Source organism: Planctomycetota bacterium, from assembly GCA_038746835.1.
Lineage (GTDB): Bacteria > Planctomycetota > Phycisphaerae > Tepidisphaerales > Tepidisphaeraceae > JBCDKH01.
Genome location: JBCDKH010000013.1, coordinates 24,550 through 35,566 on the forward strand (window position 1 = coordinate 24,550; position 11,017 = coordinate 35,566).

The window sequence follows — 11,017 nt, forward strand, 5'->3', positions numbered from 1 at the left end:
GCCGTGGTAAGCTTTCAGCATGCGCAGCGAATTCACCGCCATCGTCGAACGCGAGGACGACTGGTTTATCGCCTACGCCCCGGAAGTTCCCGGTGCGAACGGACAAGGCAAGTCGAAACAGGAAGCCCTTGACAGCCTGCGTGACGCGATCGAGTTGATCCTGGCAGATCGGCTCGAAGACGCCATGCGTGGTCTCCCCGAAGAAGCCGAGCGTGAGACGGTGGCGGTCGGATGAAGACCGCCGCCCTTCTCAGACATCTAAGGAAACACGGCTGTTTCCTCAAGCGAGAAGGAGCGAGTCACTCCTTGTGGACCAACCCTGCGACAGGACACACCGAAGCGGTGCCTCGGCACGTCGAGGTACCAAACTTGCTGGCGAGAAAGATCTGTCGGAGCCTCTCGGTCCCGCAGATCGGAGCTCGATGACACGCGGCTCTACAACCCGTGCTTGGCCATCTTCATCATGAGGTCGATGCAGCGGTTGCTGTAGCCCCACTCGTTGTCGTACCAGCTGACGACCTTGAAGAAGTGGTCGTTCAGGCCGATGCCCGCGCCGGCGTCGTAGATGCTGGAGCGTGGGTCGGTGATGAAGTCGCCGCTGACGACCTCGTCTTCGGTGTAGCCCAGCACGCCGTTCATCGGACCGTCGGCCGCGGCCTTCATGGCGGCGCTGATCTCGTCGTAGCTCGTCGCCTTTGTTGTGCGGAACGTCAGGTCGACGCAGCTCACGTCCATCGTCGGTACGCGGAAGGCCATGCCGGTCAGCTTGCCCTTGGTCTCTGGCAGACAGAGCCCGACGGCCTTGGCAGCGCCGGTGCTCGACGGGATGATGTTCATGTACGCGTTCCGACCGCCGCGCCAGTCTTTCTTGCTCGGCCCGTCCTGCGTCGGCTGCGTCGCGGTGACGGCGTGCACCGTGGTCATCAGGCCTTCTTCGAGGCCGAAGTTGTCGAGGATGACCTTGGTGATCGGGGCCAGGCAGTTGGTCGTGCAGCTGGCGTTGCTGACGACGTTTTTGCTCGGGTCGTACTGGTCGTCGTTGACGCCCATCACGTACGTCGGGACTGTCTCGGGGCTCTTGGTCGGAGCGCTGATGACGACCTTCTTCGCACCGGCCTTGAGGTGCGCACTGGCGGCCTCTTCCGTGGTGAACAGACCCGTCGACTCCAGAACGACGTCGCAGCCCAGGTCGCCCCACGGCAGGTTGGCCGGGTCCCGCTCGCTGAACGTCGGGATCTCACGACCGCCGACCGTGAGCTTCGTGTCGCCGCTTCGGCCGAGCGCGCCACCCTTGGTGTCGTCGTAGCGACCGTGGATCGTGTCGTACTTGAGGAGGTACTCGAGGTTGTCGGCACCGACCAGGTCGTTGATGCCGACGATCTGGATGTCGTCGTCGCTGCGGTAGGCGGCGGCGCGGAAGACGAGGCGGCCGATGCGACCGAAACCGTTGATGCCGACTTTGAGAGGCATGGTGTTTGTGGGGCGTGCGGGTGCCGGCGTGATCCGGCAGTGGGGTTGACCAGGCGGCGATCCGCGTGGCGAAACCACCCTAGAACCGGCGCTCGTCACGGACAACGTGCGACCCGTCGCGACAGAACGCCCGGCCTCTGCGACCCATCGATGCCGCTGCAATCCAAGGCTCGTCCACAACACGCCCGCCCTGCATGTCATCGCAGGCCACGCCGCTAGCATCGCACGCGTCGTGCCCCGCGCTCCTGTTGCCATTCCCAAGACGCGCTTCGCGACGATGCCCGGCGACTACGACGAGGACGACGCGACCGCCTCCCGGCCTGCGGTGTTCGTCGTCGGCAAACGAGCGCCGATGCTTACGCCCGAGTTCGATGAGGCCGAGCCCGTCGGCGACGCGTTCAACGCGATCCTGCGACTGACGGCGGTGTCGAGCGGCGCGGGTCGGCCGCGACTGCTGGTGTCGCTGGCGACGCTGCCGGCGAACCAGCGGGCGGTGGTCCGGGCCGCCAAGCGTGTCAGGCCGGACGCGGAAGTCCTGCTGTTCGACTGCGGCCTGCACAGCGCGTTGCTCGCCGAACTCGTCCTTCAAGGGGCCGACGGCATCATCGATGACGACGGGACGGTCCGCCGGTTCGGCCAGTCGCACGACGTGGACGGACAAACCGATTCTGAGGGTTCCGACGTCTCCGACTCGACCTTCGACACGGGTCCCGTGCTCACCGCTGCCGAGCTGGCGGCCCTGCTGGACGACCTGCCGTGAGTCATCGACGCTTGGCCACTTGTTCGCATCGCTTGCCCGGGGCGTGTGTTTGGGGCACACTTCCCCTTGCGGTGCTCGCCGCGTGGGGCAGGCGACACCGCCGACCCGGGAGATGCGCATGGCGGTCGTGAAGCACATCCACAAGACGGCGTCGACTGCGCAGGCGGCTCTGCCGTCGCCGCCCTCGCGCGTCCTGCTGGCCGGCCCGTCGGCGGAGTCGCTGGCGGCGGCGGTGCGACGCGTCCGTCCGACGGCAGAGGTCGAAGTCGTCGAAACCGCCCTGGACGCCCTGGCCGAGGTGGCCCTGGCCGCGGACGCCCATCCGTTCGAGGCCGTCGTCGCGGACGTCCGTGAGGCGGCAGAGGTCCAGGCCCTGCGCGACCGACTCGACGTCGGCGGGCTTCCTGCCGGGCGGCTCGTCGTCACCAGCGACGTGCCCGACGACTGGACCGGTCACGGAGCCGACGACACGCTCGCCCTGCCCGCCGCAGACGAAACGCTTCGCCAGACGCTTTTCCCGACCGGAATCGACTCTCCGGCACCGTCCAGGCGATCCAGCCCCTCGAGCGTTCCGGAGCTTGACGCGCACACGCTGCTCGACGCCATGTCGACCAGCCTCGGCCACGGAGTCGAGGCCACCGTCGCCAAGCTCAACCGTCGCCTCGATGCACATCGTCTCGCACTGGTCCACGGCGAGCGTCCGTCCGAGCCGTTCCAGGCTCCGGTCACGAGCGAGCTGCACCTCGTCTGGCACGGCGATGCCGAGGACGAAGCCGAGGGCGACGTGCTGCGTCACGACCTGATGACGCTGGCGGATCTGCTGTCGCGACTGGCAGCCATCGACCGCAAGCACTGCAAGCTCAAGCGGTTGGCCTTGTTCGACGACCTGACCGGCTGTGCGAACAAGAAGTACTTCCACCACTTCCTCGGCGGCATCATCGAGCGTGCGAAGCGCGACCGGTTCCCCGTCACGCTGCTGGTCTTCGACATCGATAACTTCAAGCTCTACAACGATCGCCACGGCCACGCGACGGGCGATCGCATCCTGAAGGAGACGGGCGAGCTGATCCGACGATGTGTCCGCGACCACGACTTCGTCGGCCGGATCGGCGGCGACGAGTTCGCCGTCATCTTCTGCGAGACCGACGACGGCGACACGCCCGAAGGCATCGAGGACCACCGCCGCACGGGTCGCGTGCCCAAGGGTCCGCTGCAGATCGCGGCTCGGTTCCGCCGGCTGATCAGCTCGCCGGAGTTCGCCGCACTGGGCAGCAGCGGCGTCGGCAGGCTCACCATCAGCGGTGGCATGGCGGTCTACCCCTACGACGCCACCGACGCCGAAGGCTTGCTGGCCAAGGCCGATCACGCCCTCCTGTTCGGTGCCAAGCGCGGCGGCAAGGACGGCATCAGCCTCGTCGGCGAAGGCGCCGAGGACTCAGACCAACCCCTCTCGTAGGGACCGGAAGCCCCATCCCGCGGGTCTACGACCCGCAGGGCGAGTGACGCGGAGAGCCTCTGACATCGAAGTTGGTCAGCCGTCCCCTACCATCTCGCCATGCGGGCGGAGCCGGCAGACGACGACGTGAGCATGGACGAAGCTGATCACCCACAACGCGACGACTTCCCCACCGGACTTTCCGACCGGTCGGCTGTCGATGTCGACGTGGTCGACGCACCGTGCGAGGATGCCGAGCTCGAAGCGATCCTCCTGACCGCGGACAAGCCTCTCTCCACCGCCAAGCTCGCAGCATGGCTGGCAACGAGCGGAATCGAAGTGGAGGCCTGCGTCGAGCGGCTCAACGCCCACTACGACGATGCAGGCCGAGCGTTTGAGATCGCTCGTGTGGCGGGTGGCTGGCGCGTTCAGACGACGGGCGAGCACGACGAATTGGTCCGCCGAGTGACGGAACGTCCGCGCAGCAAACGACTTGGCCTCTCCGCGATGGAGACGCTGGCAGTCGTCGCGTACCGGCAACCAGTGCTGCGGGCCGACATTGACGCCGTCCGCGGTGCGGCCAGTGCCGACGCGCTCAGGACGCTCATGGATTGCGGGCTCGTTCGCGTGCGGGGACGCGCGGACCTACCAGGTCGGCCTCTGCTGTACGGCACGACAGAAGCCTTCCTCGACCGTCTCGGTCTCGACAGCCTCAAGCGGCTGCCGGCCTTAGCCGGCCAGGGCGAACCGGTGGCGTGACATCGCGGCCGACAGGTCAAGAGCGAGAGCACGCACCGCGACGCCACATGCGTGACGGCGAGAGACGCTGCGTTCGTGATGACCTACGACCTCGACTCCGCCCCATTACCCCGCTGCGAAACGTGCCCGTTTTCCCTAGTAACGAGCACTATTCGACAGGATGCTGCCCGGAAGAGCGAACCGCTCCCAGGAGGTGCCACTGCACTTGGGGCAGCGACGCGGGGGGCTCAGACCGTCGGACGGCTCGTAGCCGCAGTTGCGGCACTGGGTCTGGTGGATCGTCATCCGCTCGGTAAGCGGCTGATGGGGGTCGAACGTGGGGTGAATTCCACGCGATGCGAAAGCGTCTGAACCGATGCTCATATCTCTTACTCCTTAACAGTAAAGATCCTGCGGTCGCTCGCAGGACGCGAGTGGCCGTTGCCGAGGGCGGGAATGCAAGCTCCGTGCCAGACGCAAGAAACAGACGACGACACCGCCGCCGTGCGGGGTCATTCTTCATCCGATCCTGACGAGATCGGCCCTCAATTCACCGGAGAATGCCGCTTCCAGACCGTCTTCACACATCGGCACGCCACAACCTGTTGCACGGCAACCCCGAAGGCCGGCCCGCGCGTGACGCGCTGACATCGCGCCCGCCATTCCGTCGGTCAATCTGACGGCTGGGCGGATCCTGCTGCACCTGCGGGCGGACCACGTCACACGATCGGATCAGCCCGTCGTTCGCAGACCGCTGGCGATCGCGTTGATGCTCAGAAGCAGTTGCGGCAAAAGCCCTTCGGCCGATCCGTCGTCGTCGCCCGCCCGAAGCTGACGCCACTGACGCAGCAGCTCGATCTGGCGATGGTGCAGCACCCGCAGGCGTGCATCACGCAGCGAAAGCGTCTTGACCATCCGAGGGCGACGAGCTTCCAATGGCTCGCCGCTGAGCCGATTCAACATCGTCGACGTCTGATCGAACTCTTCCAAGATTCTCCCCAGCATCGACTTACGGACGCCCTCGTCCTGCACCAGCTCGGCGTAGGCGTGCATCAGGTCGACGTCGGCGCTGGCAATGTTGGTCTCGACGTTGGTCAGCAGGTAGTTGAGGAAGGGGTACGTCGTCACGCCCGTCTTGCGATCGGCGAGCTTGTCGAACCACGCCGGCTCCTCCTCGGCCAGACGGGCCAAGGCCGATCCGACGCCGAACCAGCCGGGCAGGTAGAAGCGTGCCTGGTTCCACCCGAAAACCCAGGGAATCGCACGCAAATCGTCCAGCGTCTGCCGACCCGAACGCCGGCTCGGCCGCGATCCGATGTTGCTCTGCTCGAGCGCGTCGATCGGCGTGGCCGCGCGGAAGAAGTCGATAAACCCATCCTGAGCAACGATTTCGCGGTACGCGTCTGCACTGAAAGCCGCCAGCATCTCCGCCGCCGGACGCAGTGGATGAGCTGGAGGTTGCTGCTGGCCGAAGCTGGCTCGGTTCTGCAGCGTGACGCCCGTCACGCCCGCGACCAGCAGCTCGAGGTGATAAGCGGCCGAGTCGTTGGTCGCGAACTTCTGGGCGACCGTCTCGCCCTGCTCCGTTAGACGCACGTCGCCACCCAGCGATCGCTGCGGCAGGCTCTCCAGGAATCGGTGCGTCGGACCCGCCCCGCGACTGATCGTCCCGCCTCGGCCGTGGAAGAAGCGGAGCCGAACCCCTTGCTCATCAGCGACATCCGTCAGCTCTTCCTGACACCGATGCAACGCGAACTGAGCGGCGAGAATGCCACTGGTCTTGTTGGAATCGCTGTACCCGAGCATCGCCTGTTGCACCGGCAGCGTGGTCTCACGGCTGGTCAGCAGGCTCGGCGGACGACCCGGCCGGTTTTGAATGGTGGCTTGGGTGACCGGATGAGCCAGGAACGCCTTCATCAAGCCCGGAGCCGCTTCCAGATCGTCCTGCGTCTCGAAGAGCGGCACCACCGGCAGCGGGCAGATCAACCGCCCACCGCCTTGCTGGGCATCGACTTGGAACCGGGCCAGCCCCGCCTCGCGGGCAAAGACGTAGACGACCAGCAGGTCGCTCAGACGCCGTGTCATGCTGACGATCAGCGGGCCAAGTCCATACGTTCCGTGCTGATCTGCATGCTCGGCCAGAACTCGAAGCGTGGCAACGACTTCGTCGCACTCTGGGCCGATCTTGCGCCCGAACCGGGCAAACGGCCGAGGCCCGCCGAGTTCGACGTCGAGGAACGCCAGCCGACGCTCCTCCGACCACTGTGCCCACGATGCTCCGTCCGGAACATTCGCAGCAGCAAGGAGTTGCGCGAACGCTCGCTCGTGGAAGTCGCTGTTCTGGCGAACATCGAGCTTGGCGAGGTGGAAGCCGATGACGTTGCAGCGCCGGATCGCCGGTGCGACGTCCGCCCGCGCCAGCCGCTCGGCCCCGACGGCGACGAGCGAGCGGTGCAGCAGCCGAAGGTCCTCCGCCAACTCGCCCGGATCGCCATAAACCGCCCCACCCGCCCCACCCGCCCCGCCCGCCGCCGGGTCGCCTAGGTGAGCCTTCATCAGAAGGCTCATCAGTCGCCACGGCTCATCCGGGTGCCGGACGCTTGCGTCGTGGTAGGTACTCGGGTGGTACTCGGCCAGCTCCTCGATTCGCTCAAGAAGTTCCGCGCTAGGTCTCTGAACATGCCCACTTAAGCTCATCGATGTCGCAACGACATCCAGCGACCGCCGATGCACCGCCATCGCCGCCTCGCGCAGCTCGCCGAGCGTCTTGCGGGTGACGGCATGGGTGACGCCCGGATGGCCGTCGCGATCGCCGCCCGCCCAGAAGCCGAAGGAAATTTCAGGAAGATTGGCCGGATCGTCCCCCAGCTCGCCGTGCCCCGCCGCCGACCACGCACGCTTGAGCCGGGCGTCCACCTCTTCCACCGCTTCGGGGAAGACCTCGCGCAGGTAGTAGAGCAGGTTGGCCCGCTCGGCATTCAGATCCGGCTTCTGGAGTAATATTTCCCCCGTTCTCCAAAGTCGCTCTAATGCTGCTTGTACGCGTTCTTTTAATAAATTTCTAGACGCGTTTGTCTTAGGTGGATGGGCGATCTGATTTAAGAGATCATAGAGCTTCCGGTGCTGCTCGATGACCGTGCTCGGCTTGGCCTCGGTCGGGTGGGCCGTCAGGACCGGCTCGACGCGGACGTGCGGGAGCGCCGCCTTGACGCGCTCGGGGTCGAGGTCGGCCTCGGCCAGATCGCGCAGCGTTCGGCCCCAAAGCCCCGGTTCGGCGGCCGGGCCGCGCTGCGACTCGCGCTCTTGCCGGACCTCGCCGGCGACGTGCTCCTCGACCATGTTGAGCAGCTGGAACCAGATCGAGTCGACCTGGGCCAGGCGGTCGTATGCCCGCCCGGTCTGTGCCGGCGGGACCGAGGCGATGTCGTCCAGGTGCCTGGCCGCCTCGTGCTCGCCGAGGCTGACCAGGACGTCGCGCAGGCACTCGCTGAGGTAACTCAGCCGTCGATCGATGGTCTCCAGCCCCGCGGCCGTCAGCGACTGATCCCCGCCGGTCGGGGAAACGTCATCAGTCGTTTGGGTGGAGGAGCCGGACATCTGCCCACGTTGTAGGGGCTGCGCGGGCGACTCACACGCAACAAAAACACGGGCCTGGCGGTTTGCCAGACCCGTGCTCGGGTTCGTTCGTCTCGAAGCCGCCTGGTCAGACGGTCGTCTCGACGTAGGGCAGAAGGCCCATGAATCGGGCGCGCTTGATGGCGCGGGCGAGCATCCGCTGCTGACCGGCCGAGACGCTGTTGCGGCGTCGGCCTTGCATCTTGGCGTTGCTGCTGAGGTGACGGCGAAGGGTCTCCGTCTCCTTGTAATCGATGTATTTCGTGCCGTTCTCGGCGGTCTTGATCAGGCGGGGAAGCTCCTGCCTGGGTTCGTCACCGTCGGTCGGCCGACTTCCGGGGGACGAATCCCGGCTGCCTCGGTCTGTGCGGGCCATGACTGCTCCTGGGTAGTGGGAAAAGGACTTTTCGGGCGGGGAGGCTAGGCGCGGCACGCAGCCGACGCGTCGTAGCGTGCCACATGCCGCCAAAGCCCCTGACCATCGCACTCGTCGGCGGCACGGGACGGGTCGGGCGGTTGCTGCGGCAGGAGGTCGATGCGGACGACACGCTGTCGATTGTCGGCGACCTGCGATCGGGCGATGCGGTTCCGGCTGATGCCGACGTGCTGATCGACTTCTCGTCACCCGCCGGGCTTGCGGAGTTCGCAACCAAGGCGGCCGACGCGGGGGTGGCGATCGTCTCGGGGACGACGAGCCTGGATGATGGTGCGAACGACGCCCTCACCTACGCCAGCGGCAAGGTGGCGGTGCTTCACGCGACCAACACGTCGCTCGGCGTGGCTCTGCTCAACCGGCTCGCCGCCGATGCCGCACGGGTCCTCGGGCACGACGCCGACATCGAGATCGTCGAACTGCACCACAATCAGAAGCAAGACGCCCCCAGCGGCACGGCCGACACGCTGGCCCGCCGGATCCTCGACGCCCGCGATCAGACCGACGCCGACCTTCGCCTCGGCCGTGTCGGCACGATGGCCATCCGTGAGCCGGGCACGGTCGGCGTTCACTCGCTGCGGCTGGGCGACGTCGTCGGAAGGCACGAGGCGCACTTCGCCACGACCGGCGAGCGACTGTGCGTCTGGCACGAGGCGACGGATCGGCGGACGTTCGCCCGCGGAGCTATCCGGGCTGCACGCTGGATCGTGGGGCGATCGCCCGGTCTGTACGGCATGGACGACGTCCTGGCCGACGCGCTCGGGACCGTCTGACGCGGGATTGCAGCAGCCAAACGCACGCAAATCGCGTATCGTCGCCGCTGGGGTCGACGTCCTGTCGGCCTGCTCACCTGCCTTGGAGGACGGTTGACCATGAGTCGGATGCGGTTGCTTGTTGCGCTTTGGGGTGTGCTGGCGTTGGGGCTGGCGACACCGGTTTGGGCCCAGCCGGAAAGGCGTCCGCCGCCGTCGCCGGAGGAGGTCGACCGTGCCGTCCAGCGCGCAATCGACGCGTTGTACGCCCGGCACAAGCCGGACCTGCTGTGGGAAAACCAGCCCTTCAGCAAGCGTGACCCGACCAAACGCCACGGGCCCAACGATGGCCAATGGGGCGGGCTGACGTCGATCGTCACCTACGCCCTGCTCGCCGCGGGCGAAGACCCGTCGGACAACCCCAAGCTCCAGGCCGCCATCAACGGTCTGACGCAGGCTCAGATCGAGGGCGTCTACGCGCTGGGCATGCGGGCCCAGGTCTGGCACAACCTGCCGCCTCGGCCCGAGTACCAGCGGGCGATGGCCCGCGACTACGACCTGCTGGTCGAAGCCATCCAGGGCAACGACGTCTCCGTCCGCGGACAGAACCGCCGGAACCGCGGGCTGTTCGACTACATGCTCAACGAGACCAATCGCATCGACCTCTCGGTCAGCCAGTACGGCGTGCTGGGCTTCTGGGCCGCAGCGCAGTATGGGGCTCAGGTGCCGCCCGGTTTCTGGAAGGAGATGGAAGACGGCTGGCTCCGCACGCAGCAGGAGAACGGCATGTGGGCCTACGGCGGGACGCCGCGCGACAACCACCCGGGCTCCGTCGCGATCACCACGGCCGGGGTCGCCTCGCTCTTCATCACCAACGACTACCTCCGCAGCACGCCCAACTGCAACGGCAACCAGTTCAACCCGGCGATCGACCGCGGGCTGGCCTTCATCGCGGAGCACATGCCCTACCTGCTCGGGTTTGAGACGGCGCCGAACGCTGTCGTCGAGCGGCAAGCCAACGTCAAGACCCACACGCTCTACACGCTCTACGGCATTGAGCGCATCGGCGTAGCCAGCGGTCGCAAGTACATCGGCGGCATCGACTGGTACGCCGAGGGCGCGCGGTACCTGCTCAAAAAGCAGAACAAGTCGGGCATGTTCGGCGGCTTGCCCGACACGGCCTTTGCCATCCTCTTCCTCGTCAACGGACGCCAGCCGCCCGCGATCACCAAGCTTGCCTTTTCCAGCGAGGCCAACCAACGCCAGAGTGCGTGGAATCAGCGATCGCGCGACGTCGGCAACCTCGTCGATTACATCGAGTACACCGACGAACGCGAGGTCAATTGGATCAGCTACCAGTTCGGCTCCAACGACAACGTCGAAGATGCCGTCGCCGAGCTGCACGACTCGCCCATGGCCCTGCTCGCCGCCGGTGGTCGACTGGCGCTGCGTCCGGACGACAAAGAGGCGCTCAAGCGCTATCTCGAAACGGGCGGGTTCCTCGTCATCAACGCCGACTGCAGCGACCGCGGCATCATCCGTCAGGCACGCGAGCTGGGCACCGAGCTCTTCGGCGATCGCGGGTACGAGTGGCGTCGCCTGCCGGAAGATCACCCGATCTACACGACGCAGAAGTTCAACCTGAAAAACGTCCGACGCCAGCCCGAGCTGCTCGGCCTGTCCAACGGCGTGCGCGAGCTCATGGTCATCGCCACCGGCGACCCGGCCAGGGCCTGGCAGCTGCGCGACCTCTCGCAGGACGGGCCGATGGAGCTGGGCGTCAACCTCTACCTCTACAGCGTCGGCAACCTGCC

10 protein-coding genes are annotated in these 11,017 nt (G+C 66.5%); 7 read left to right on the forward strand and 3 right to left on the reverse strand.

The window, feature by feature from the left end; translation table 11 throughout:
- Window positions 1–19 precede the first annotated feature (19 nt).
- Together AAGI46_02925 and AAGI46_02930 are read left to right on the forward strand one after the other, a co-directional pair.
- Complete coding sequence (locus tag AAGI46_02925; protein ID MEM1011157.1) at window positions 20–235, forward strand: type II toxin-antitoxin system HicB family antitoxin; 216 nt, start codon at window positions 20–22, stop codon at window positions 233–235.
- Window positions 232–426, forward strand: a complete 195-nt coding sequence (locus AAGI46_02930; GenBank protein MEM1011158.1) for a type II toxin-antitoxin system HicA family toxin — start codon at window positions 232–234, stop codon at window positions 424–426. Before AAGI46_02925 ends, AAGI46_02930 begins: the two co-directional genes overlap by 4 nt.
- Before the next feature lie 9 nt (window positions 427–435).
- Here the strand turns inward: AAGI46_02930 and gap are convergent, their stop codons facing one another.
- Complete coding sequence (gap, locus tag AAGI46_02935; protein MEM1011159.1) at window positions 436–1,470, reverse strand: type I glyceraldehyde-3-phosphate dehydrogenase; 1,035 nt, start codon at window positions 1,468–1,470, stop codon at window positions 436–438.
- A 232-nt stretch (window positions 1,471–1,702) separates the two neighbouring features.
- On the opposite strand from gap, the gene AAGI46_02940 reads away from it, so the two are divergent.
- The 3 genes from AAGI46_02940 (at window position 1,703) to scpB (ending at window position 4,424) form a co-directional block, all read left to right on the forward strand.
- Window positions 1,703–2,230 carry a hypothetical protein gene (locus AAGI46_02940; protein ID MEM1011160.1) on the forward strand — a complete coding sequence of 176 codons (528 nt, stop codon included), beginning with the start codon at window positions 1,703–1,705 and terminating at the stop codon, window positions 2,228–2,230.
- Window positions 2,231–2,348: 118 nt separating this feature from the next.
- The gene (locus AAGI46_02945) at window positions 2,349–3,686 is read left to right on the forward strand and encodes a GGDEF domain-containing protein (GenBank protein ID MEM1011161.1); all 1,338 of its coding nucleotides are present in this window, start codon (window positions 2,349–2,351) and stop codon (window positions 3,684–3,686) included.
- 99 nt (window positions 3,687–3,785) lie between these two features.
- The gene (scpB, locus tag AAGI46_02950; protein ID MEM1011162.1) at window positions 3,786–4,424 is read left to right on the forward strand and encodes an SMC-Scp complex subunit ScpB; all 639 of its coding nucleotides are present in this window, start codon (window positions 3,786–3,788) and stop codon (window positions 4,422–4,424) included.
- A 711-nt stretch (window positions 4,425–5,135) separates the two neighbouring features.
- Here scpB and AAGI46_02955 read toward each other — a convergent pair.
- Both AAGI46_02955 and rpsR read right to left on the reverse strand, forming a co-directional pair.
- Window positions 5,136–8,000, reverse strand: coding sequence for a phosphoenolpyruvate carboxylase (locus AAGI46_02955; GenBank protein MEM1011163.1), 2,865 nt, complete (start codon window positions 7,998–8,000; stop codon window positions 5,136–5,138).
- Between the two features lie 106 nt (window positions 8,001–8,106).
- The gene (gene rpsR, locus AAGI46_02960; protein MEM1011164.1) at window positions 8,107–8,394 is read right to left on the reverse strand and encodes a 30S ribosomal protein S18; all 288 of its coding nucleotides are present in this window, start codon (window positions 8,392–8,394) and stop codon (window positions 8,107–8,109) included.
- Window positions 8,395–8,477: 83 nt separating this feature from the next.
- Here rpsR and dapB point away from each other — a divergent pair, with 83 nt between their 5' ends.
- Window positions 8,478–9,224 (forward strand): 4-hydroxy-tetrahydrodipicolinate reductase, encoded by a 747-nt coding sequence (gene dapB, locus AAGI46_02965; GenBank protein ID MEM1011165.1) that lies wholly within the window; start codon window positions 8,478–8,480, stop codon window positions 9,222–9,224.
- A 108-nt stretch (window positions 9,225–9,332) separates the two neighbouring features.
- The coding region (locus AAGI46_02970; protein ID MEM1011166.1) for a DUF4159 domain-containing protein at window positions 9,333–11,017 on the forward strand (1,685 nt) is incomplete at its 3' end.

Excerpts from the sequence above, each read along its gene's own strand:
- rpsR (MEM1011164.1), bottom strand. The coding sequence starts at position 8,394 with ATGGCCCGCACAGACCGAGGCAGCCGGGATTCGTCCCCCGGAAGTCGG.
- AAGI46_02955 (MEM1011163.1), bottom strand. The coding sequence starts at position 8,000 with ATGTCCGGCTCCTCCACCCAAACGACTGATGACGTTTCCCCGACCGGC.
- AAGI46_02930 (MEM1011158.1), top strand. The coding sequence starts at position 232 with ATGAAGACCGCCGCCCTTCTCAGACATCTAAGGAAACACGGCTGTTTC.
- AAGI46_02925 (MEM1011157.1), top strand. The coding sequence starts at position 20 with ATGCGCAGCGAATTCACCGCCATCGTCGAACGCGAGGACGACTGGTTT.
- AAGI46_02945 (MEM1011161.1), top strand. The coding sequence starts at position 2,349 with ATGGCGGTCGTGAAGCACATCCACAAGACGGCGTCGACTGCGCAGGCG.
- dapB (MEM1011165.1), top strand. The coding sequence starts at position 8,478 with ATGCCGCCAAAGCCCCTGACCATCGCACTCGTCGGCGGCACGGGACGG.
- gap (MEM1011159.1), bottom strand. The coding sequence starts at position 1,470 with ATGCCTCTCAAAGTCGGCATCAACGGTTTCGGTCGCATCGGCCGCCTC.
- scpB (MEM1011162.1), top strand. The coding sequence starts at position 3,786 with ATGCGGGCGGAGCCGGCAGACGACGACGTGAGCATGGACGAAGCTGAT.